The organism is Kribbella sp. NBC_00382 (genome assembly GCF_036067295.1).
Lineage (GTDB): Bacteria > Actinomycetota > Actinomycetes > Propionibacteriales > Kribbellaceae > Kribbella.
The window spans coordinates 968,474-990,039 of record NZ_CP107954.1; the positions used below are offsets into that span (position 1 = coordinate 968,474).

Annotated in this window: 17 protein-coding genes and 1 pseudogene; 8 read left to right on the top strand and 10 right to left on the bottom strand. The window is 68.3% G+C overall.

The window, feature by feature from the left end; all coding sequences use genetic code 11:
- Positions 1 to 345: 345 nt before the first annotated feature.
- Positions 346 to 2,037, bottom strand: a complete 1,692-nt coding sequence (locus tag OHA70_RS04795; protein ID WP_328328948.1) for an aldehyde dehydrogenase family protein — start codon at positions 2,035 to 2,037, stop codon at positions 346 to 348.
- A 40-nt stretch (positions 2,038 to 2,077) separates the two neighbouring features.
- Between OHA70_RS04795 and OHA70_RS04800 the strand changes: the two genes are divergently transcribed.
- A complete protein-coding gene (locus OHA70_RS04800) occupies positions 2,078 to 3,175 on the top strand; it encodes a hypothetical protein (RefSeq protein ID WP_328328950.1) in 1,098 nt (365 codons plus the stop codon).
- Here OHA70_RS04800 and OHA70_RS04805 read toward each other — a convergent pair.
- Entirely contained in the window at positions 3,108 to 5,144 is a 2,037-nt protein-coding gene (locus OHA70_RS04805) for a S9 family peptidase (RefSeq protein ID WP_328328952.1), read from the bottom strand. The two genes, OHA70_RS04800 and OHA70_RS04805, sit on opposite strands and share 68 nt — an antisense overlap.
- 52 nt (positions 5,145 to 5,196) lie before the next feature.
- Entirely contained in the window at positions 5,197 to 6,639 is a 1,443-nt protein-coding gene (locus tag OHA70_RS04810) for an NCS2 family permease (RefSeq protein ID WP_328328954.1), read from the bottom strand.
- Between the two features lie 64 nt (positions 6,640 to 6,703).
- On the opposite strand from OHA70_RS04810, the gene OHA70_RS04815 reads away from it, so the two are divergent.
- A complete protein-coding gene (locus tag OHA70_RS04815; protein ID WP_328328956.1) occupies positions 6,704 to 7,021 on the top strand; it encodes a DUF2530 domain-containing protein in 318 nt (105 codons plus the stop codon).
- Between the two features lie 227 nt (positions 7,022 to 7,248).
- Here the strand turns inward: OHA70_RS04815 and OHA70_RS04820 are convergent.
- A pseudogene (locus OHA70_RS04820) lies at positions 7,249 to 8,016 on the bottom strand (DUF3027 domain-containing protein); the annotation flags it as partial.
- 82 nt (positions 8,017 to 8,098) lie between these two features.
- Here OHA70_RS04820 and OHA70_RS04825 point away from each other — a divergent pair.
- Positions 8,099 to 10,246 (top strand): MFS transporter, encoded by a 2,148-nt coding sequence (locus OHA70_RS04825; protein ID WP_328328960.1) that lies wholly within the window; start codon positions 8,099 to 8,101, stop codon positions 10,244 to 10,246.
- Between the two features lie 1,250 nt (positions 10,247 to 11,496).
- Here the strand turns inward: OHA70_RS04825 and OHA70_RS04830 are convergent.
- Positions 11,497 to 13,092: an MFS transporter gene (locus tag OHA70_RS04830; RefSeq protein ID WP_328328962.1), complete on the bottom strand. Its 1,596-nt coding sequence runs from the start codon at positions 13,090 to 13,092 to the stop codon at positions 11,497 to 11,499.
- Between the two features lie 110 nt (positions 13,093 to 13,202).
- On the opposite strand from OHA70_RS04830, the gene OHA70_RS04835 reads away from it, so the two are divergent.
- Positions 13,203 to 13,928: a TetR/AcrR family transcriptional regulator gene (locus OHA70_RS04835; RefSeq protein WP_328328963.1), complete on the top strand. Its 726-nt coding sequence runs from the start codon at positions 13,203 to 13,205 to the stop codon at positions 13,926 to 13,928.
- A gap of 9 nt (positions 13,929 to 13,937) precedes the next feature.
- Here OHA70_RS04835 and OHA70_RS04840 read toward each other — a convergent pair whose 3' ends face one another.
- Positions 13,938 to 14,321 (bottom strand): cold-shock protein, encoded by a 384-nt coding sequence (locus OHA70_RS04840; protein ID WP_328328965.1) that lies wholly within the window; start codon positions 14,319 to 14,321, stop codon positions 13,938 to 13,940.
- 129 nt (positions 14,322 to 14,450) lie between these two features.
- On the bottom strand, positions 14,451 to 15,890 hold the full coding sequence (larE, locus tag OHA70_RS04845) for an ATP-dependent sacrificial sulfur transferase LarE (RefSeq protein ID WP_328328967.1): 1,440 nt from the start codon (positions 15,888 to 15,890) through the stop codon (positions 14,451 to 14,453).
- Between the two features lie 119 nt (positions 15,891 to 16,009).
- On the opposite strand from larE, the gene OHA70_RS04850 reads away from it, so the two are divergent.
- From OHA70_RS04850 to OHA70_RS04865, 4 genes are all read left to right on the top strand, one after another.
- The gene (locus OHA70_RS04850; RefSeq protein ID WP_328328969.1) at positions 16,010 to 16,930 is read left to right on the top strand and encodes a TauD/TfdA dioxygenase family protein; all 921 of its coding nucleotides are present in this window, start codon (positions 16,010 to 16,012) and stop codon (positions 16,928 to 16,930) included.
- Between the two features lie 63 nt (positions 16,931 to 16,993).
- Entirely contained in the window at positions 16,994 to 17,581 is a 588-nt protein-coding gene (locus tag OHA70_RS04855; RefSeq protein ID WP_328328971.1) for a TetR/AcrR family transcriptional regulator, read from the top strand.
- A complete protein-coding gene (locus tag OHA70_RS04860; RefSeq protein ID WP_328328973.1) occupies positions 17,578 to 18,531 on the top strand; it encodes a R2-like ligand-binding oxidase in 954 nt (317 codons plus the stop codon). Before OHA70_RS04855 ends, OHA70_RS04860 begins: the two co-directional genes overlap by 4 nt.
- A gap of 27 nt (positions 18,532 to 18,558) precedes the next feature.
- Positions 18,559 to 19,032: a GtrA family protein gene (locus OHA70_RS04865; RefSeq protein ID WP_328328975.1), complete on the top strand. Its 474-nt coding sequence runs from the start codon at positions 18,559 to 18,561 to the stop codon at positions 19,030 to 19,032.
- Here the strand turns inward: OHA70_RS04865 and OHA70_RS04870 are convergent.
- Genes OHA70_RS04870 through OHA70_RS04880 form a run of 3 tightly spaced genes read right to left on the bottom strand, consistent with a single transcriptional unit; the run spans position 19,029 to position 21,534 of the window.
- Complete coding sequence (locus tag OHA70_RS04870) at positions 19,029 to 19,619, bottom strand: collagen-like triple helix repeat-containing protein (protein ID WP_328328977.1); 591 nt, start codon at positions 19,617 to 19,619, stop codon at positions 19,029 to 19,031. The genes OHA70_RS04865 and OHA70_RS04870 overlap by 4 nt on opposite strands.
- Positions 19,620 to 19,642: 23 nt before the next feature.
- The gene (locus tag OHA70_RS04875; protein ID WP_328328979.1) at positions 19,643 to 20,719 is read right to left on the bottom strand and encodes an MSMEG_0565 family glycosyltransferase; all 1,077 of its coding nucleotides are present in this window, start codon (positions 20,717 to 20,719) and stop codon (positions 19,643 to 19,645) included.
- Positions 20,719 to 21,534 carry a carbon-nitrogen hydrolase family protein gene (locus tag OHA70_RS04880; protein WP_328328981.1) on the bottom strand — a complete coding sequence of 272 codons (816 nt, stop codon included), beginning with the start codon at positions 21,532 to 21,534 and terminating at the stop codon, positions 20,719 to 20,721. The genes OHA70_RS04875 and OHA70_RS04880 overlap by 1 nt, the downstream gene beginning before the upstream one ends.
- Positions 21,535 to 21,566: the final 32 nt, after the last annotated feature.

Consider the following 21,566-nt stretch of genomic DNA (forward strand, 5'->3'; position numbering starts at 1 on the left):
TTAGCATAACTCATTACCTTTGCTAACGAAAACGCCTGCTTGATTATGCCCGCCCGCTCAACAGACCCCAGTACTACCTATCGTCAAGCAACCGGGCGACCGCCGCAGTGGTCACACCGCGCGACGTAGGAGCGCCAACACCGGGCGGGCGGGAGCGCCCAGAGCGGGAGCGACGCAGGAGCGGACGCGGCGGGCGCGTGGGAAACACCCCACCAGACGCACCCACCCGAGCGGCTCACCACCACCGTGGTCGCACCGCGCGACGTAGGAGCGCCAACACCGGGCGGGCGGGAGCACCCAGAGCGGGAGCGACGCAGGAGTGGACGCGGCGGGCGCGTGGGGGTACTACCCCCGCAGGGCGGAGGTGAAGATGCCTGGGAGGTGGCGGGGGTTGCCGTCGGCGGCGAAGGCGGTGAGTCTGCGGCCGGTGAGCTCGGCGGTACGGTTGGTGACGAACCACGGCGGGCGTGGCGACATCGCGAACTCGCCGTGCAGGTACGAGCGCGGGAACGGACGGAACGGTCCGGTCACCACCGTCTTCTGCGGGCTGCCGAGCAGCAGTGCGTTGTGGACGACACCGATGCCGCTCTGCACGTCATCGCGGGTATGACCGGGAAAGGCGCCCCAGGTCGCGCGCGGGGTGTTGTACCCGACGCCGGTCCACGCGTTGACCGCGATCGTGCCGTAGCGCAGGTCGGCGATCGCGTCCTCCAACGCCGGCCCGAGCGCTGCCGCAGTACGGGGGTGGATCAGGATGTTCGCGCCGAGCGTGCCGTGCAGGGTGTCGTTGGCGAAGGCAACGGCATTGCGCAGGAACTCGGCCGCGTCCGCGCCGGGCAGCGTCGTGGTGGCCAGCGCCGGCGTGAAGAACTCCTGCGTGAAGGCGTAGGCCGAGGAGTCAGAGGCATCCACATCGCAAACCAGCGTCCGGCCGCCGAGCTCTTCGGCGGATGAGTACTCAACCCCCACCGCAGCACGCCGGTCGTCCGCACCCGGGTAGTACACAGGCCGCGACTGCACCGTCCGCAAGGTCTCCCGCAGCGCAGAGATGAGGTCCGCGCTGAGGGACCAGTCAGCCGGAAGTACCAGGACCTGCGCCGCAATGCAGTTGAAGCCGCTGTTATGCAGCTTCTGCGTAGCGATGTGCTCAGCCTGGAACGAAATGTCGGCGGCACTCCAAGGCCCCGGTACGACGATGGTCGGCCCGACCCCGCCCAGCTCCGAGGTCACCGGCTTGGTCAGCCGCGGCCGGTCCTCCTTCTTCCGGTCGGCCGCATCCGCCCCGGTGCCATAGACGATCGCGTCGTGGGTGCGCTCACTGCCGGTCATGTGGATCGTGTCGACCAGTTCGTGCGTACACAGGTAATCGCCGACATCCGCGCCGCCGTAGACGAACCGCAGATAGTCGTCGGCAACCAACGGCGCGAAGATCTTCTCCAGTACCGGCCCGAGGTAGTCGTTCACCGGGTTCATCTTGAGAACCACGACCTCGCCGTCCGCGTACAGCTTGTAGAGCACGTCAAGCGGCGCGATCGAGGCGATGTTCCCAGCACCGAGCACCAGCGCGACCTGCCCGGCCGGATCATGCTCCTGGTACTTCGTCGCGACGTCGGCGCGCAGGGTGCCCGGCGTGATGCCAGGCGTCATCCACACCTCGGCACCGAACCCGTTGAGCAGCAGCTTGTCCTGATAGTCGTACGGCGAGACGCGAACAACCGTCTGCCCGTCGGCCCGCTGTCGGACAGCCAGCCCGGCGAGCGGGTCAGTGCCCGCGTCAACCGCCTTCAGCGTCTGCATGACGGCGTTGATCCAGGAGAGCACCCCGTACGGACCTGAGATCCACTCCTCGCCCGCGAGCGGCGTACCGGCCGTGCCCTTGGCCGCGACCGCGGCGTCCACCCACTCCTCCGCCGACTGCCCCAGCAGCACCCGGACCCGTTCGAGGTAGTCGAGCCGTACGCCGATGGGCAGATGCGCCCACTTGTCCTTGGCCCCGGCCAGGTCGGATACAGCCTTGTTGAGCGACTGAGTGTCCATAGGCCGAGCCTAGTCGCCGGACGCTAGTAAGGTTCCGCGCATGGGGACACCGCCGGAGCTGGCCCGGTACGAGCAGCGCTTCCGGCGTGCGGGGCTGCCATTGTTCGTCGAGGACTTCTCACCGGCGCACGACATCTTCAACCGGGCGACCCCGGTGCTGGTGCTGGTCTTCCTGGTGGAGATGCTCGGCGCCACCTCGCTGGACTGGACCTGGTGGCAGAACCTGCTCGCCGCACTCGGCGGGCTGGTCGTGCTGATCGCCGGCTTCGGGTTGCTGAACGGCTTCCGCGGCCGCCGGTTCTGGTCCTTCCCCACCCGCTTCGGGACCCCGGAGCTCGCGGTCTTCGTGTTGCTGCCGGCGCTGTTGCCGCTGGCCACCGAGGTCCAGCTCAAGCAGTTCTTCGGCGTTGCCCTAGGCAACTTGTTGCTCGTCGGCATGGTCTATCTGGTGGTCGGCTACGGACTGATCGGTACGACGTTGTGGGGCCTGCACCGGCTCGGCTCGGAGCTGGGCAACTCGGTGGCCAGCCTGGTCCGCGCCCTGCCGCTGCTGCTGGTGTTCTCACTGGTGCTGTTCATGACCGCCGACATGTGGCAGGTGTTCGCCGGTATGCCCGCCGCGTTCATCGCCTTCCTGGCCGCGGCGTTCGCCGTGCTCAGCAACCTGTTCCTGGTCCTGCGACTGCCGCGCGAACTCGACCAGATCGAACGCGACACCGGATCAGGTCCACCTCTGAGCGGGATCCAGCGGCTGAACCTCAGCATCAGCCTGGTGATCCGGCAGTGGATGCAGGTGCTCGTGGTCAGCGCCGGGGTCGGCCTGTTCTTCGTCGGCTTCGGCCTGCTCGCGATCAGCCGCCACGTCTACGAGCTGTGGGGCATCGACCCGGGTAGCTGGTCGCACCAGTTCGTCCTGCTCGATCATCCGCTCCTGCTCAGCGCGACCCTGGTGAAGGTCGCGGTCGGGATCGCGACCTTCACCGGCCTGTACTACTCGATCTCGCTGATGACGGACGCGACGTACCGCACCGATTTCCTCGACAACGTCACCGCCGAGCTGAGCGAACTGTTCACCGCCCGCGCGGAGTACCTGGAGCTGCGGGCTCGCCTGCTCCCAGAGCGGTCTTCAGGAAGTTGAGCTCGTGCTGGAGCAGCCCGATGACCGTGGCCTCGTCAGTGGGCGAGTGAGCGGCTCCTGAGAGCGGCAGGAGCTGGTGGGGGCGGCCTGCCTTCAGTAGCGCTGCTGAGAGGCGCAGGGTGTGGGCGGCGAAGACGTTGTCGTCGGCAAGGCCGTGTACGAGGAGCAGTGGGCGCTCGAGCTTCGCGGCTTCGTTGACGGTGGATGAGCGGTCGTAGTCGTCGGGGTACTCGTCAGGGTGTCCCAGGAAGCGCTCGCGCCAGTGGGTGTCGTACATGCGCTGGTCACTCGGTCCTGCTCCGGAGATACCTGCGTGAAAGACGTCTGGGCGGCGTAGTACCGAGGCTGTCGCGAGCATGCCGCCGAAGCTCCAGCCGGTGATGCCGACGCGGGTGAGGTCGAGGTCGGGGCAGTACTCCGCTGCGGCGTGCAGTGCGGTGATCTGGTCTTCGATGGGGGCCGACAGGAGGTCGTGATGGACCGTCTTCTCCCAGGCGGGTCCGCGGCCCGGCGTACCGCGTCCGTCGGCGATGACGACGGCGAAGCCTTGCTCTGCGTACCACTGGGCCTTGTAGAACCAGGGGGCGGCGACCTTCATCACCAGGGACATCGCGGGGCCGGCGTACGGGGCCATGACTACGGGGAGCTTCGTGGCGCCTGGCTTGTGCCAGGACGGGAGCAGTAGGGCGGTACGGATCTGCAGGTCTCCCGCTTGGAGCCAGGTGATGCGTGGGGTCGCATCAGGGGTGGCGCGGTGGGAGGTGATGGGGTGGTCCTGGCCATCCCGGCGTACTACGTAAGTGCGGCCCGCCTCGGTGTTGGAGCCGAGCAGGAGGGTGTTGCCGGCTCGGTAGCCCTCGTGGGAGCCGGGGCCGTCACTTAGCTGGTGGAGGCCGGTGTCGTCGTACAGCCAGAGGTGGCACTCGGTCGGCTCGTCACTGGCCAGGAAGAGGACCCCGTCTGCGGCCTTGAGGACAGCGCGGAGTTGCAGGCCGTCGGGGGTGACTCGGGTGCCGTCGACCGTCAGGTGGCGGGTGTCGCCGGCGTCGTCGGTGTGGACGAGTTTGCCGGAGGCTGTGCGGGCGGGGACGCCGTCGATGAGCTGCACCCAGGCTGGGTCGCGTTGCTCGTGCAGTAGGTGGGTTTCGCCGGTATCTGGGTCGGCCGCGAGTATTTGGAGGGTCTGCTGGTCGCGGGACTGGACGCTGAGCAGTGGGCCGTGGGAGTCCCAGTCGGCGGTGGCGAGGTACTCGTACGCCGTACTGTCCCAGCGCAGCTGCGTTGAGCCGCCGGCCAGGTCGAAGGCGTGGAGTTCGACCAGCGCGTTGGGGGTGCCCGCTGCGGGGTACGGGATCTCGCGGGGCGGCGTGCCCGGGTTGACCGGGTCGGCGATCCACCAGCGTTGGACCGGGGTGAGGTCGACCCGCGCCGCCAGCAGCCGGGTGCCATCCGGCGACCACCAGTGTCCGCGCGACCGGTACATCTCCTCGGCGGCGATGTACTCCGCCACTCCCCAACTCACCTCAGGATCGTCGTCAGAGGCAACCAACCGATCGTTGCCGTCAGCCACCTCGATCACCCGCAGCGACCGATCGCTGACGTAGGCGAGCCGGCCGCCAGTGGGATCGAGGCGGGGGTCGGTAACAGGACCGGCAGTCGGCTGGAGCGAAGGAGAGCTGCCTTCGGCAGCGGTCGGCGTGCCCTCGAGGCTCAGCACCCAGAGCTCGCCCTTGGTCGTGTAGGCGACGGTGCTCATTGCGGTGTCTGTGGTGTAGGCGGTCACCTCGGTGGCGAGGAGGTGTTCCTCGTCATCCAAGAGGAGCCAGAGGCCAACGGCTGGGTCTTCGGGGCCTTGGGTGCGTAGGAAGAGGATGCGGTGGCCGTCCGGAGACAGGGTGAAGTCTCGGGGGAGGCCGAGGGTGAAGCGGCGGGTGCGGGCCGACTGGGTGGGGAACGCGTTTGTGTCCATAAACAGGAGTCTGGGCAGCCCTGAAGAGGGATACCCAGACACCGTCAGTTTATCAGGTGAGCCAGTCGCCCAGCGGGCCGATCGCGAAGTACACCACGAACAGGGCCGACACGATCCACATCAGCGGGTGGATCTGGCGGGCCTTGCCGCGGACCACCTTGAGCAGCACGTAGGAGACGAAACCGGCGCCGATGCCGGCCGTGATCGAGTACGTGAACGGCATCAGGATGATCGTCAGGAAGGCCGGGATGGCCACCTCGAGATCGTCGAAGTCGATCCCCTTGACCTGCGTCATCATCAGGAAGCCGACCAGTACCAGCGCGGGCGTCGCCGCCTCGTACGGCACCAGCGTGACGAGTGGCGCGACCACCATCGAGATCAGGAAGCAGATCCCGGTCACCACGCTCGCGAGCCCGGTCCTGGCGCCTTCACCGACACCGGACGCCGATTCGATGTACGACGTGTTGCTGGACACCGACGCGGCTCCACCGGCGGCCGCCGCGACGCTGTCGACGATCAGGATCCGCTGCGCGTTCGGCGGGTTGCCGTCCTTGTCCAGCAGCCCGGCCTCGGCGCCGATCGCCGTCATCGTGCCCATCGTGTCGAAGAAGTCGGCCAGCATCAGGGTGAAGATCAGCAGCAGCGCGGAGATCACGCCGATCTTGTCGAACGAGCCGAACAGGTTGAACTCGCCGACCGTGTCCAGGTTGGGTTTGCTGAACCAGTCGTCCGGCAGCTTCGGCACGCTCAGGCCCCAGCCGCCGGGGTTGTCGGCGGTCCGGCCGCCGACGTCGAAGATCGCCTCGACCACGATCGCCAGCACCGTCGCGGCCAGGATGCCGATCAGGATCGCACCCTTCACCTTGCGGGCGTACAGGGTGATCACCAGGATCAGGCCGACCACGAAGACGAGTACCGGCCAGCCGCGAAGGTTGCCACCGACACCTAGTTCGACGGGCGGGCCGCCGGGCGCCGAAGGACGGCGTACGAAGCCGGCGTCGATCACGCCGATGAAGGCGATGAACAGGCCGATGCCGACGCTGATCGCGATCTTCAGCTGGACCGGTACCGCCTCGAAGACCGCTTTTCGGAAGCCGGTGAGGACCAGGATCAAGATGATGATGCCCTCGATCACCACCAGGCCCATCGCGTCCGCCCAGGTCATCTTGGACGCGACGCTGAACGCGATGAAGGCGTTCAGGCCGAGGCCGGCGGCCAGCGCGAGCGGGAAGTTCGCGACCAGCCCCATCGCGATCGTCACCAGCCCGGCCACCAGCGCGGTGGCCACGGCGACCTTGGCGATCGCTGCGACCGGGTCGGTACCACCTCCGATGTACTGGCCGGTGCCGTCCTTGACGGTGCCGATGATGAGCGGGTTCAGCACGACGATGTAGGCCATCGTGAAGAAGGTGACGAGCCCGCCGCGAACCTCACGGCCGAGCGTCGACCCGCGGTCGCTGATCTTGAAGAAGGAATCCAGGAAGCCTGAGCTCATGGCGGAATGGTGCCAGGTGCAGGACGCCGAAGGCGAGGTATTCGCAAAAGGCTAAGGTGGTGGCGTGTCAGATCCTCAAGAAGCGCCGGCTTCGAAGAAGCGGAACGACCCGACCAGTCAGCTGGCCCGTGGCGAGATCGTGCACGCCGAGGTCAAGCCGCTGGATCTGTCCGGCGTCCCGACGGTGATCGTCGGGATCTGCCTCTGGGCGGTCGCCTTCGTGGTGGTGCTGATCTTCCGCTCGGACCTGAAGAAGGACGGCGACGAGTGGTGGTTGTGGGTCACCGTCGCGGGCTTCGGCCTGGGCTGGATCGGCCTGCTCTACTGCCGCCGCCGCTGGGCCGCCATCCAGGCCGGCCACCGCCCCGCCACCGAGGACTAGTAGTTCGCGCTGGCTTCCGCTTCGATTTCCTCGGCGGTCGGCATCCGGTACTCGTCATCCGACGGGGGCTCGGCGGCTGCCTCGACCTCGACCTGGACGGCGTCGGCCGCTTGGACCTCGGCCTGCTCGGCCTCGGCTACCTGCACCTCGGCATCTTGTACCTCGGCTTCGGCTTCCTGTACTTCGGCCTGCGCGACCTCGGTCACCTGGACCTCGGTCTCGACGGCGTCCATCGACAGGTCGTCGTACCCGGTGGTGTCGAAGGCGTGCTCGGTCGACGGGTGGTCGGGCGCCTCGATCACGGCGTCCGAGTGGGCGCCGCAGCCGTAGTCGTAGGCGACGATCCGGCCGTCGCCCGGCGCCATCTCGTTGGTGCACGCGCCGAACGCCTGACCGAGGCTGTCGTGCAGCCGGATCCAGTAGCCGCAGGCGAAGCACTTGTACGGAACGGCCTGCGCGATCGCCGACGTCGGGCCGAAGTCACCGGCGTACCAGCGCTCGGCAGCGTCTTCGCGGCCCTCCGGCGACAGCACCCGCTCGCGATCGAGGCCGAGCTCCTCGACGACAGCCAGTACTTCGTCCGGCGCTCCCGTGTCAGTGAAGCCGGGCTCGAGTCGTGGGTCCTCGGGCAGGGTCGGGAACAGGTCGCCGGGACGGAGGTCGCCCGGCTGGACGCGCTCCGACCACGGCACCCAGTCGGGGCCGACGATGGCTTCCTCGCCCGGCAGCATCACGACCTCGTTGATCGTGACGTTCTTCGCGCGGGAGGCGCGGGTCAGCGTGACCGCCCAGCGCCAGCCGCGATAGCCGGGGTGGGTGGACCCGAAGTAGTGCGTGACGAGCCGCTCGCCCTCGACGAGATAACCGAGGTAATCGCCCACCTGGGCGGCGCCCGCCTCGACGATCGCCGCCTCGCGGGCAGGTTCGACGGCCGCGACGCTGATGGCGTCAGGCTTGGCGCGGACCGGTTCCGGAGTCTTGACGGGAGTCACAATCGGTCATTCTCGCACGCCCGCCGCCACGATCCGAACCGCGTGGAGACTCCGGTCTGTCCCCCTCACAAGGCAGGATGGTGACATGGAACGCCCGGACCCCCAGAACCGCCCGCGCCAAGGCGCCGAAGGCGGTCCGCGGCCAGGCCCGGAGCGTAGTACCGGGGAGCGGCTTGGGAGCGCTAGTAAGAAGGTGGGCGCTGCTGGGAAGAAAGTCGGGCACGCGTCGAAGGTCGGGGCGGCTGGGTTTGCCACGGCGTCGAAGAAGACTGCGGGCGTCACCGGGCGGGTTGGTAAGGCGACCGGGCGGCGGATTCGTGGGCTGACCGGGGCTCAGGGTGCTCGGGAGTCGGGGCTTTCGCGGTTGATCGAGCTCGGGTTCGTGAACTCGGCGGGTGACACGGCCTTTGCGGTGTCGCTGGCGGGAACGGTGTTCTTCGCCGTACCGAGTTCGCAGGCGCGGGACCGGGTGGCGTTGTTCCTGTTGCTGACGATGGCGCCGTTCGCGTTGATGGCGCCGCTGATCGGGCCGGTGCTCGACCGGTTCCGGCACGGGCGGCGATGGGCGATCGGGGCGACGCTCGGGTTGCGCGGGTTTCTGGTGTGGAGTCTGGCGGCATCGATCCACAACAGCTCGACGTGGTTGTATCCGGCGGCGCTCGGGTGTCTGGTCGCGTCGAAGGCTTATGGCGTGACGCGTGCGTCCGCAGTACCGAGGCTGTTGCCCAAGGAAGTCACGCTCGTCACCGCCAACTCGCGGATCTCGCTCGCGGGTGTGGCGGGCGCGACGATCGGCGCCGGTATCGCGGGGGCCTTTGCCGCGATCGGGCCGGAGTGGTCGCTGCGGTGGGCGGCGCTCGTCTACACCGTCGGGCTGGTTCTTGCGATCCGGTTGCCGGGGCGCGTGGACTCACCGGCCGGCGAAGAGATGACCGGTACTGCGGGACGCGACGCCCGGCGGAAGGCGATCACTGCCGCGGTGGCGCGAGGCATTCGATGCAACCTCGGGCTGCGGTTCGTGTCGGGCTTCCTGACCATGTATCTCGCGTTCCTGCTGCGCGACAAACCGATCAGCGGGATCGACGGCGTGGTCGCGGCCGGCGCCGTGATCGCCGCAGCCGGCATCGGCAACAGCCTCGGGACCCTGTCGGGATCGTTGCTCAAGGCCCGTAAACCCGAGGCGGTTGTGCTCGTCGTACTGCTCGCCGACACCGTCGTCGCCATCGCGGTCGCCGTCTTGTACGGCTTCCCGCTGCTGATCGTGCTCGGCCTGGTCGCCGGCCTGTGCAGCTCCCTCGGCAAGCTGTCGCTCGACGCGATGATCCAGCGCGACGTCCCCGAGACGGTCCGCACCTCGGTCTTCGCCCGCTCGGAAACGGTCCTCCAACTCGCCTGGGTAATCGGCGGCGGCTGCGGCATCCTGCTCCCCCTCATCCCCCGCCTAGGCTTCGGCTTCCTAGCCGCCGTCCTGGTCCTGGCTGTCTTCCTGGTAATCCGCCAAAAGCCAGCCCCCCACCCCCCATCCCGCCCCCGCTCCCCAGGCACCGACGGCCCCGGCCCCCGCACCACAGTCGTCCCCGGCGAGCACCGAGAAACCCGCCCAGTCCCAGACCACGAGCCCCGCCCGGTACCAGACCAGACCCGCCCGGTACCTGACCACGGGACCCAACCGGTACATGACCACGGGGCCCGCTCCGCACCCGAGCACGAGCCGGACGCCGGGCGACCGACCCGCGAGCCGAGCACCGCCCGCACAATCCTCACCAGCGACCCCCTCCCCAGCGAGCCCGAGTCAATAGCCGAACGCCGAGCCGCCCGAGCCCGCGCCGCCGCGAGCCCCCGCATCACCGAGCCGACGGTTGAACTCCGCGTAGACCCAACCGTCACCCAGTCCCCAAACACCCCGCGTGACACCACCCCACGCCCAACCACCCAGCCGACCACCCGGCCCAGCACCCCGCACCCCACCACCTCCCCCTCCGCCGTCCCACCGGAACCTCGCACCGACCGCTCCCCCGAGCCTCCACCCCGCCCAGCCGTCGCTCCAACCGGCCGCTGGTGGAGCGGCCAACCAGACGAAGACGACGACGCAACAACAGTCGACGAGGCCCCCTGGGCAGCCGAAAAAACCCAAGAAAACAACCCCACCCAGCCCCACCCACCTTCCGCCGCCTCCCCCACCCCAGACACACCCCGCCGAAACCCCTTCCGCCGACGCCGCCCCCCACGCTGACGGCTCCGCCACTTCCCCCTCCTCGGCTCCCCCCTCCGCGGACGCCAGTCACCCCACCAACCGCCTCCTCGGCTCGTCGCATCCGACGACCTCGCGGACGGATAACGGGGACGACCCAGCCGGTCCTGCGGTCGGTGCTGCGTTGCTCACCAGACGAGCCGACCGGTCGCCGCGAAGATGTCCGCTGCCGAGTCGCCAGCAGTTGCCGGTCCAGCGCACAGCCGCACAGCCGCACGGCGCGAGCACAGCTTGCCGCGCGCGAAGCCGGGCTTGTTGCCGCGCGCGAAGCCGGGCTTGGTCGTGCTGGTGCGGGGCGCTGGGAGCGGGCTAGGCGGGGATGCAGCCGCGAGGCATGCGGCGGGGCGCCCGCGCTAATGCCGGCTCGCGGCTTGGCAGCGGGGTGAGCCTCGTACGCCTTGCTGGTGCTGCCGCGGGACGCAACTTGCGGTGCGCGGAGCGCGGGGAGGATCTTGCCCCCGTACCGGGCGAATATCCGCCCCGGCACCGGCTATAAGCCTCCCCAACCCAGCCGATGGCTTAGCCACCCCAACGCCTGCGAAGTGCCCGCCAGGCGCGCACGGCAGCCCCGCGCCCGTGCACTGACGCGAGTCGAGCGGGGCCGGGACAGGCGCACGAGCGGGGCAGGGGGCGAGCGCGAAAGCGGGACCTGGGGCCGGGGACAGGTGGAGGGCGCGAGGGTCCGGGAGCGGGCACGGAGCGCGGGTGCAGGAGCCGGGCGAGCGCGGGAGCCGACAGCCGGGGCAGATGCAGGGCGCGGGGTGCAGGGCCGGCGCGATTCGCCGGTGCGGCGCGGGGAATGGGTCCGGTGCCAAGCGCGGGGCGGGAGCGGTCGCTGGGTGCTCGGGGCGCTGGTGTGATGTGTGCCGGTGGGCTGGTGCGGCTGCGCGGTGCGGTGCGGGTCCTGGGGGCGGGGCGCGGGTGTGAGGTGTGCGGGGGGCGGATGCGGCTGCGGGGTGACCGGGTGCGCGGCTTGCCGGTGCGGGGTGTCCTGGGCGCAGGGCGCGGGTGCTGATGCTGGCGTGAGGCCCGGCTGCAGGGTGAGCAGTGCACGCCTGGCTGGTGCTGGTGCGGGCCTTGACTGCGGGGCGGCGCTGGGGAGAGGGCCGGCGCGGATGTGGGCGCGAGGCGCAGGTGCGGGTGCTGGTGCTGGTCGTGGGTGATGGCGCTGGTCGTGCGTGGCGGAGGGGCCACCCGGGGGTTTGGGTGGACCCTCCGTTGGTTGTGCTGTGTCAGCTGGCTGCTACTGCGGTGCGTTCGAGGGGGGTGGATTCCTCGGCGAGGTCCGCCTCGGCGGTGTCGGTGGGGTTGGGGGTTGGGGTGGTGCCTCGGAGTATGAGGGTGATGGTTACTGCGGTGGCGGTTAGGAGGATGGTGCCTACCAGGGCGGTGATGTTCATGCTGTGGCTGAAGGAGTGGCGGGCTGCTGCTAGGACGGTGGTGGCTAGGTCGCTTGGGAGTTGGGAGGCGGCGGCTGTTGCGCCGGGTAGGCCTTCGTGGGCGGCGGTGGCGGCGGAAGCCGGGACGGTCGACGGTAGGTGCAGGTCGTGGCGGTAGGCGGCGGTGCCGATGCTGCCTAGGACTGCGATGCCTAGGGCGCCGCCGAATTCGCTGCAGGTCTCCATTAGGGCGGAGGCTGAGCCGGCTCGTTCGGGGGCGACCGAACCGACTACGGCTTCGGTGACTAGGGACATCACCATGACTAGGCCGCCGGCGAGTAGGCCGGCGCCGCCGAGCAGGACGATCAAGCCGCTGTCTACGTGCATCTGGGTGAGGACGGCGAAGCCAGCGGCGGCGATCAGGAAGGCTAGGCCTAGTACGTAGGCACGGTCGATCTTGCGAGCGAGGACAGCGCCGAGGGGTGCGGCGCCACCGACTACGACCGAGGGAGCCAGCGACCAGAGCGCGGCCTTGAGCGGGCCCATGCCTAGTACCAGTTGCAGGTACTGGGTCATGAAGACCGCGTTGCCCACCAGCGCCAGGGTGCCGATGGTGTTGGCGGCGAGGGCTCCGCTGAAGGCGCGGTTGCGGAACATCGCGAGCTCGATCATCGGGTGCTCAGCAGTGCGCTGCCGACGAAGGAAGACGTATCCGACCAGCAGCCCGGCGACGATGGCAGCGACCGGCAACCCAGCAACCCCATGCGCGGCCAGCTCCTTGATCCCCCAGATCACCGGCAGTACGGCGGCCAGCGACAGTACCGAGCTGAAGAGGTCGAACCGGCCCGAAACCGCCGCCTTGAACTCCGGCAGCAGCAGCGGCGCGAGGACGAGCAGCAGAAGCATCGCCGGGGTGTTGATCAGGAACACCGAGCCCCACCAGAAGTGCTCGAGCAGTACGCCGCTGAGCACCGGCCCGAGCGAGATCCCACCGAGCATCACCGCACTCCAGAACGCGATCGCCTTCCCCCGCTGAGCCGCGTCGTGGAACATGTTGCGGATCAGCGCCAAGGTCGACGGCATCAAGGTCGCCCCGCCGATCCCGAGCACCGCGCGAGCGGCGATCAACTGCTCCGGAGTCTGCGCGTACGCCGCGGCGACCGACGCGAGCCCGAACGCGATCGCGCCGAAGATCAGCAGCCGCCGCCGGCCGATCCGGTCGCCGAGCGACCCCATGGTGATCAGCAGGCCGGCCAGTACGAAGCCGTAGATGTCGAAGATCCACAGCTGCTGGGTGGCGCTCACTCCGAGGTCGGCCGAGATGTACGGGACCGCGAAGTACAGCACCGAGACGTCCATCGAGACCAGCAGCAGCGGCAGCGCGAGCACGCCGAGAGCGATCCATTCCTTGCGTCCGGCCCGCTGACCGGTGAGCTCCGATGCGCTCATGTCACCCCTCCAGATGATCTGTGTATGGCACACACTGTGTGCGCCATACGCAGACCATACACACGATCTGTCTATGATGTAAACAGATGGCCGTAAGAAGGGAACGAGCGATGACAGAGCTACCGAGAGTGCTGCAGCAGCTGTGGGGCATCGAGGGACCAGCCCGCCCGGGCCCGAAGCCGACGTTCCACATCAGCGACATCGGGAACGCCGCGATCAAGCTCGCCGACGCGGCCGGCATCAGCGCGGTCTCGATGAGCAAGGTGGCCGCCGAGCTCGGCTTCACCACCATGTCGCTCTACCGGTACGTCGACTCCAAGGACGAGCTGTACGTCGTGATGCTCGAGCAGGCGTTCGGACCACCGGCCCCGGTCGACCCCAAGGCGGACTGGCGGGAGCGGATCACCACCTGGGCGCTCGCCTTCCGCGACGGACTCCGGCGGCACCCCTGGGTGCTCCAGATCCCGATCGTCGAGCCACCGCTGTCACCGCTGCAACTGGAGTGGATGGAGAACGGCCTGCGCGCCTTCGAGGACACCGGACTGAGCCCGGGCGACAGCCTGTCGGCGATGTTGCTGGTGAACATCTACGTGCGCGGCGCGGGCGCAATCACCGTCGGCACGCCGTCAGGATCGAAGGCGGTCTCCGAGGCGAACCAGCTCTACGTGCAGCGGCTGGCAATGCTCGCGGACCCCGACCGCTTCCCGACGATCGCCAGGAATCTGCAGTCGAGGCCCGCGGAGGACTTCGATGTGGACTACGACGCCAGCGAGTTCATCTTCGGCCTGGACGCGGTGCTGGACGGCATCGAGGCGCTGATCGCCCGGCGGGCGTAGTACAGGGAATCAGAGGTCGAGGCGGTCCGCGACTCCACGCAGAACCGTGGCGGCGCCGCGGGCGGCCTTGCTGTCCGGGTGGCGGCCGCGACGGTAGCCCTCGCCGATGTTGTCGAGCATCTTGATCAGGTCCTCGATGACGAGCGCCATCTCCTCCGGCTTCGGCCGCATCGCCTTGGCCACCGACGGCGGCGGGTCGATCAGCCGGACCTGCAGCGCCTGCTCGCCCTTACGGCCCTCGACGACTCCGAACTCGACCTTCTGGCCCGGCTTGAGGTTGGTCACACCGGCCGGCAGTGCCTCCGCACGGACATAGACGTCCCCGCCCTCCTCTTTGCTGAGGAAGCCGAACCCCTTCTCGGAGTCATACCACTTGACCTTGCCAACAGGCACGGGAACCTCTTCGGTGTTGATCGTCGGAACAGGACGGAAGCTCCAGCGTACGTGACGCTGGGTACCCGCGCCCCGGAAAAATACCTGATGCGGGAACGATTCCGCACCCAGGCGTCTCGCAGGTGAGGGTCAGCGATAACGGTCCGGATTTGTCAAGCGTTCGTTCATCGATCCGGAGCGGAATCCGCGGGCGTCGACGGCCGCGGCGGCGAAGCCTTCGGCCCGTACCAACTCGACCAGCGCCGCATTGTCGACGGTGCCGAGCAGGTTCGCGTCGATCTCGATGCTGGCCGACTCCCCGAGGTCGCGGACCCGGACGTTCTGGACCCCGTACGGCGTGAGGTGGTTGCGAACCGCCATCTCGGCGCGGTCGACCCGGGCGAGCAGATTCGGCGTGATGCGGATGCCGTACGCGATCCGGCTGGACAGGCAGGCAGCGGCCGGCTTATCCGAGGTCTCGAGTCCCCAACTACGGGACGCCTCCCGGATCTGCGCCTTGGTCAGCCGGGCGTCACGCAGCGGGGTGATCGCGCCGCGCTCGAAGGCGGCCCGGATCCCCGGCCGGAACCCGGCAATGGCGTCGTCGGCGTTGGTACCGGTCGCGATCGCCGAGATGCCGAACTCGTCGGCGATCGGCTGCAGCGTCTCGACCAGCTCGGCCTTGCAGAAGTAGCAACGGTCACCGGCGTTGGCCTGGTACCCCTCGCGGTCCATCTCGTGCGTGTGCGGCGTGACATGCCGTACGCCGATGCTGTCGGCGAAGTGAGCCGCCGGCTCCAGCTCAGCCACCGGGAGGCTCGGACTGACGGCAGTGGCGGCTACTACGTTCGCCGGGCCGATAGCGCGTGCCGCAGCGGCCAGCAGGAAGGCGGAGTCGGCTCCACCGCTGAAGGCAACCACCAGGCTCTCGTAGCTGGACAGCCGCTCCATCAGCGCTTCCAGCCGCTGCTCGAGCACGTACTCGTCCAGCCAGGCCGGGAACTCGGTCAGGTCGTTCAGTACGATGTCTGCTCCGTAGGCACGCAGCTCATCCGCGGTGAACGGCCCAGTGGCCACAGACACCGCCACCGCTCCGGCAGCGCGAGCTCCGTCGATGTCAGCCGTGTGGTCGCCGACGTAGATGGTCGCTGCGTGCTCCCGCAGCGCAGTGCCCTTCTCGGCGCCGTGCAGGTCACCGACCGGCTCGTCGACGTCCAGACCCAGGTGCTGCAGGTGCAGGTCAACACTGGGCTTGTACTTCGCCGACACCACGACAGTGCGACCCCTGAGCGCCCGTACTGCGGCCAGCGACTCCTCGACCCCCGGCAGCGGCAGGCTGCCGGTGATCGCGTAGTCCGGGTAGTGCTCGCGATAGCGCGCGACCATCGCGTCGACCTGGTCGACCGGGAACCAGTTGGCCATCTCCCAGGTCAGCGGCGGCCCGAGGCGGCTCACCACGAGCTCGGTGTCGATCGCGACTCCGGTCTCGGCGGCGAGCAGGTCCCAGACGGCCTTGATCCCCGGTCGCGAGTCGATCAGCGTCATGTCCAGGTCGAACCCGACGACCAACTCAGGGACGTCGGTAGTCACAGAACTGGGCTGAATCTCGGCGGTTGACACGTCCCCAACCTTACGTGGCCCGTTCCCGCAACCGGTCTCGCATCCCGAAACGGCCGATTAGTCTACTAATTCAGTTGGAATATGGATATATGACCACTCAGCTCGAAGTACCCGCGATCACCGTCACCAAGGCCGGCGGCGCGATCGGCGCCGTGATCGGCAATGTCGCGCTCGGCGGCGACCTCCACCCGCAGACCGTTGCCGCGATCCGGCAGGCCCTGCTCGACCACAAAGTGATCTTCTTCCGCGACCAGCAGCACCTCGACGACGCCGGACAGCTCGCCTTTGCCAAGCTGCTCGGTACGCCGACGCTCGCTCACCCGACCTCCACCAGCCTCGACGGCAACGAGCACGTACTACCGATCGACTCCGACTACGGCAAGGCCAACAGCTGGCACACCGACGTCACATTCGTCGACCGGATCCCGGCGATCAGCATCCTTCGGGCGGTCACGCTGCCGTCGTACGGCGGCGCGACGAGTTGGGCGAACACCGTTGCGGCGTACGCGAAGCTGCCTGTCGCGCTGCAGGCGCTGGTCGACAAGCTCTGGGCCGTGCACAGCAACGTGTACGACTACGTGGGCGCTGCCGACGAGGTACGGATCGGTGGGGTCGACGTGAAGGTCGAGGAGCATCGCAAGCAGTTCGTGTCGAAGCTGTTCGAGACCGAGCACCCGGTCGTCCGAGTGCATCCCGAGACGGGTGAGCGTTCGCTGGTACTGGGGCACTTCGTCCGCCGGTTCGTCGGGCTCAGCTCGGCCGAGACGACCGCGCTGTTCCAGTTGCTGCAGAACCGGGTCACGAACCTGGACAACACCGTCCGGTGGCAATGGCAGCCGGGTGACCTGGCGATCTGGGACAACCGGGCGACCCAGCACTACGGCGTCGCCGACTACGACGACCAGCCGCGCCGGCTGCACCGGATCACGCTGGCCGGCGATATCCCGGTCAGCGTCGATGGGGTCCGCAGCACGCCTCGGACGGGTGACGCCGCGCATTTCTCGGCTTGACGTATCGCGCCTTACCGTCCGAACTCTTGACATCTTGGTGCGAAATGTAAACCATCAACAGCTATGGACTCCTTCGCCGAGCGGACCAAGCGGCGGCTGCGGGACGAGCTGCTCGACTCGGCCTATGACGCGATCGTCGCCGGTGGGTACGACGGATTGCGGATGGCCGACGTCGGGCGGCGTACCGGCGTCTCCCGGCAGACCGTCTACAACGAGTTCGGTGACAAGTGGGGTGTGCTGCAGGCCGTCGCGGCGCGGGAGACCGAGCGGTTCCTGGTCGACGTGAACGACGCGCTGGCCGCGCACACCGACCCGATCGACGGGTTGCGGGCCGCGGTCGAGTGCGCGCTGACGCTGGCGGCGGACAACCCGTTGGTGAAGGCGGCGCTCGGGCAGCCGGGGTCCGATCAGGCGAGTCAGTTGCTGACGACGCGGGGGCAGCAGGTGCTGGAGCTCAGCCATCAACGGCTGGATGCGCATGTACGTGAGCACTGGCCCGAAGTACCGGCTGAGGACGCGACCACCTGCGTGGACGTCGCGCTGCGCGTAGTACTGAGTCACATCGTCAACCCCGGTGCGGCTCCGGCCGTGGTCGCCGATCAGGTCGCCCGGGTGCTCGGTCCCTTCCTAAGCTCCAGGAGGCAGTCATGACGGCGAATCCCCTTCACAGGCAGGGTTTCAGCTCGCTCAGGGAGGGCGGGCTGAACTGGGACGCGCTGCCGCTGCGGCTGTTCGACAAGGGCAACCGGAAGTTCTGGAACCCGCGCGACATCGACTTCAGCCAGGACGCGCTGGACTGGCAGACCTTCACCGACAACGAGCGCGAGGCAGCGCTGATGCTGTGCGCGCAGTTCATCGCCGGCGAGGAGGCCGTCACCGAGGACATCCAGCCGTTCCTGGCCGCGATGGCGGCGGAGGGGCGGCTCGGCGACGAGATGTACCTGACCCAGTTCTGCTTCGAGGAGGCCAAGCACACGGCGGTCTTCCGGATGTGGCTGGATGCCGTCGGCGTCAAGGAGGACCTGCACAAGTACATCGAGAACAACCCCGGCTACCGGGCGATCTTCTACGAGGCCTTGCCTGTCGCCCTGAAGTCCCTGGCCAACGACCCGTCCCCTGCGAACCAAGTGAAGGCCTCCGTCACCTACAACCACGTAGTAGAAGGCACTCTGGCCCTCACCGGCTACCACGCCTGGAACCTGCTCTGTACTGCGCGTGGCGTCCTCCCCGGCATGCAGGAGCTGGTCCGCCGCATCGGTGACGACGAGCGACGCCACATGGCCTGGGGCACCTTCACCTGCCGTCGCCACATCGCCGCCGACGAGTCCAACTGGCAGGTCGTCACCGACACCATGGAGGACCTGCTCCCCCACGCCCTCACCCAGATCCAGTGGGCGCTCGAGAACATGCCCGAGATCCCGCCGGAGATCGACCCGACCGCCCTGATGACGTACGCCGGCGACCGCGCAACCCGCCGCCTCGGCGCGATCGAATCGGCAGTCGGCGCCGACGTGGCCGGCATCGACCTCGACTACTCCCCCGAGAAACTAGAAGACATCTTCGGCGACGAGGACTCAGCCGCCCTGGCCGCCGTTCGCTGATTTGGCGGGTCTGGCAGGCTGGGGCGTATGACGACGGTGCTGACCCGTGCCGAGCAACGTGGCGCGTCGTTCAGTGGGGCTATGGCGGGCATCGTGCGCCGGCTGCCGTGGGGGCTTTCGCGGGTCGTACCGGCGAGCCTGCTCGGGTTCATCGTGATCAACGGGTTCACCTTCGGCATCGATCTGGGGCTGCTGACCATCTTCCGGTCGTTGATCGGGTTGCCTTTGTGGGTGTCGATCACGATCGCCTACGCGTGCGCGTTCGGGCTGAGCTATGTGCTCAACCGGGCACTCAACTTCCACTCCCACGGCGCGGTCGGTCCGCAACTCGCGGTGTACGTCGTCGTGGTCGTCGTCAACTACGTCGTCTGGATCCTCGGCGCCGGCGCGGGCCTCAACCTGCTCGGCGTCGAGTACCACGTCAGCCGCGTCATCGCCGGCGCCTGCGAAGGCATCTACATGTACTGCGCCTTACGCTGGATCGTCTTCCGCAAGGCCTAACAGAAAACGTTGACCGAGAAGTCGGTCACCAGGTTGCGGTGTTCCTGCTCGGACCAGAAACTCACGTAGACCTTCTCGGGCTCGCCGTAGCTGGCGCTGGCCGTCGCTGCCTCCGACAGTCCCTGCGAGGTCGCCTGGATCGAGCACTCGAGCACCGGCCGATCGAAGGTGAGGGTGGCCAGGTTGTCCTCGTACGTCAGCGAGAGCACGTGCCGCTGATGGAGGATCCTGGCCCCCGTGGTGCCGTCCGTATTTTTGTAGGCCTGCACCTTGGCCCACATGTTGTCAGCACCTGATGGTCCCGCCGGCCCTTGTGGTCCAGTAGCTCCAGCCGGTCCGGCCGGCCCCTGGGCTCCGGTCGCGCCGACAGGTCCCGGTACGCCGCGTTGCGCCCAGGAGATCGGGGTCTCGAGGCCGGTGCATTTCTGGTTCTTGGCCGGGTCGATGACCCGGAGGAGGCCGGTCAGCTTGCCGACGCAGCCGTTGACGGTCGGTTCCGGGCCTGCTGCCGAGGCGACCGAGCCGATCGTGACCATAGAGATCGCCAGTACTCCGATACCGGCTGCTTTCTTGAGTGAGGTTCGCATGCCTTGATCGTCGGGGGCGACCTTCAGAGATTCTTAAAGTAGAAGTCGAGGTGGGCGGTGGCGGCGGCTTGCCAGGTGTAGGCGCCGGCGACCGCTTGACCGGCTGCTCGGCGGGCTGGGTCGGGTGGAGCGGAGAGGCGTTCTGCGAGTTCGGCGGGGTCGGCCGCATAGACGGCTGCGGGGCCGAAGATCTCGTGGAAGACGGGGAGGTCGGAGACGACCAGGGGGACGCCGGCGGCGAGGGCTTCGAGCGGGGCCAGGCCGAAACCTTCTTTGACGGAAGGGAAAGCGAATGCTTCGGCGCCGGCGACCAGGGACGGGAGGTCTGGGTCGGGGACCGGACCTAGGACTAGTGGGGTCACGCCTAGTTCGGCTGCTCGCTTCTCCCAGGTGGATCGGTAGTCGCGGTAGTCGAAGAGGGTTTCGCCGCCGGCGATCACCAACTGGAGGTCGGGGTCGTTGATGAGGGCAAATGCTTCGAGGAGTTCGAGGGAGCCTTTGCGAGGCTCGATGCCGCCGACGGTGACGACGTACCGGCCGAAGCGGGTCTGCCAGGTAGCTCGCGCGGAGACGGCGGACGGCGTACCGGCTGCTGCTTCGGCGAAGCGGGTGGAGTCGACGCCGTTCGGGATGACTGTTGCCTTGAGCCCCCATCCGGTGGTGAGTTCGGCGGCGACCGCGGTGGAGACGCAGATGTGCGCGTACGGCGTGATGATCGCACGCTCGTGGCAGGCGGCCAGCTCCGGCGTGGTGAAGGTGTCGAGGTGATGGACGGTACGGATGCAGCGGCCGGCCGCGTTCGCGCTGATGCAGTCCTGGGCGTGGACGATGTCGTAGGCGGCTGCGTCGAAGGCGTTGCGTAGCACCGAGATCGAACGCAGGATGCGGTCGCCGACCCCTTCGCCAGGCTGGTCAGGAAATGGGACCACCGACAGCCGGACGCGTGGGTCGACGGTGCGGTAGAAGGTGGTGTCGCCGCCGCGGCCGAGGGACCAGACGGTGACGTCGGCGCCTTGGGCAGCGAGCGCTTCGGCCAGCGAGAGGGTGTGGACGACACCGCCGCGGGGCTTGGTCGAGTAGCTCAGCAGGGCGATGCGCATCAGTACGCCTCCGGGCGGCGCTCGTCGAGGTGGTGCAGGACGCGCCGCGCCGTCTCGATCTCGGCCCGTACGTCGAGGGACGCGATCGCGATGCCGGCCTTCGACCAGGTACGGGCCGCGATGTCGCCGCCGGGGCCGACCACCTTCGACTGGCCGAGGAAGCGCATGCCGCCGATCGAGCCGGTGAGGTTGGACGAGACCAGGACGACCTGGTTCTCGGCGGCGCGCGAACGGTCGTACAGGTCGAAGAGGCGGGACTGGCGGTCCTCGTTCATCCGTGGCGCGCGGTTGGTGATGCTGGTCGGCCAGGCGTTGAGGCAGCCGATGATCTCCGCGCCGTCGACGGCGAGCGCGCGGGCCGACTCGGGGAACGTCTTGTCGTAGTCGATCATCAGGCCGAGCCGGCCGATCGGGGTGTCGAAGGCTTCGAAGCGGTCGCCGGGTGTGTAGACGGCGCGCTCGCCTGGTGGTTGGTGGACTTTGCGGTGACGGCCTAGTACTCCGTCGCCCGTCACGCAGAGCGCGGTGTTGTAGCGGTTGCCGTCGGCGGATTCGCAGAAGCCGAAGCAGACGGTCATTTCACCGGCCATCGCGATGATCTTGGCGATCAGCGGGTCGTCGAGCTCGAGGGCGGGCGGGAGGTCGTCGTGGTCGGAGCGGCTGAGATCGGAGAGGTAGCCGCCGAGCGCGGCATCGGGCAGTACGAGGAGTTGTACCTCCTCACGCCGCCCATGCCGGATCAGTTGCTCCACCCGGGCGAGATCGAACTCCAGATCCCGAGTGAACCCAGCCGCCACCGCCCCAATCTTCAGCATCCCGCCCTCCACTCCGCTCTCAGCACGGCCGA

Excerpts from the sequence above, each read along its gene's own strand:
- OHA70_RS04830 (WP_328328962.1), bottom strand. The coding sequence starts at position 13,092 with ATGAGCGCATCGGAGCTCACCGGTCAGCGGGCCGGACGCAAGGAATGG.
- OHA70_RS04850 (WP_328328969.1), top strand. The coding sequence starts at position 16,010 with ATGACCACTCAGCTCGAAGTACCCGCGATCACCGTCACCAAGGCCGGC.
- OHA70_RS04825 (WP_328328960.1), top strand. The coding sequence starts at position 8,099 with ATGGAACGCCCGGACCCCCAGAACCGCCCGCGCCAAGGCGCCGAAGGC.
- OHA70_RS04865 (WP_328328975.1), top strand. The coding sequence starts at position 18,559 with ATGACGACGGTGCTGACCCGTGCCGAGCAACGTGGCGCGTCGTTCAGT.
- OHA70_RS04800 (WP_328328950.1), top strand. The coding sequence starts at position 2,078 with ATGGGGACACCGCCGGAGCTGGCCCGGTACGAGCAGCGCTTCCGGCGT.
- OHA70_RS04880 (WP_328328981.1), bottom strand. The coding sequence starts at position 21,534 with ATGCTGAAGATTGGGGCGGTGGCGGCTGGGTTCACTCGGGATCTGGAG.
- OHA70_RS04875 (WP_328328979.1), bottom strand. The coding sequence starts at position 20,719 with ATGCGCATCGCCCTGCTGAGCTACTCGACCAAGCCCCGCGGCGGTGTC.
- OHA70_RS04860 (WP_328328973.1), top strand. The coding sequence starts at position 17,578 with ATGACGGCGAATCCCCTTCACAGGCAGGGTTTCAGCTCGCTCAGGGAG.
- OHA70_RS04870 (WP_328328977.1), bottom strand. The coding sequence starts at position 19,619 with ATGCGAACCTCACTCAAGAAAGCAGCCGGTATCGGAGTACTGGCGATC.
- OHA70_RS04810 (WP_328328954.1), bottom strand. The coding sequence starts at position 6,639 with ATGAGCTCAGGCTTCCTGGATTCCTTCTTCAAGATCAGCGACCGCGGG.
- OHA70_RS04805 (WP_328328952.1), bottom strand. The coding sequence starts at position 5,144 with ATGGACACAAACGCGTTCCCCACCCAGTCGGCCCGCACCCGCCGCTTC.
- OHA70_RS04855 (WP_328328971.1), top strand. The coding sequence starts at position 16,994 with ATGGACTCCTTCGCCGAGCGGACCAAGCGGCGGCTGCGGGACGAGCTG.
- OHA70_RS04795 (WP_328328948.1), bottom strand. The coding sequence starts at position 2,037 with ATGGACACTCAGTCGCTCAACAAGGCTGTATCCGACCTGGCCGGGGCC.
- OHA70_RS04835 (WP_328328963.1), top strand. The coding sequence starts at position 13,203 with ATGACAGAGCTACCGAGAGTGCTGCAGCAGCTGTGGGGCATCGAGGGA.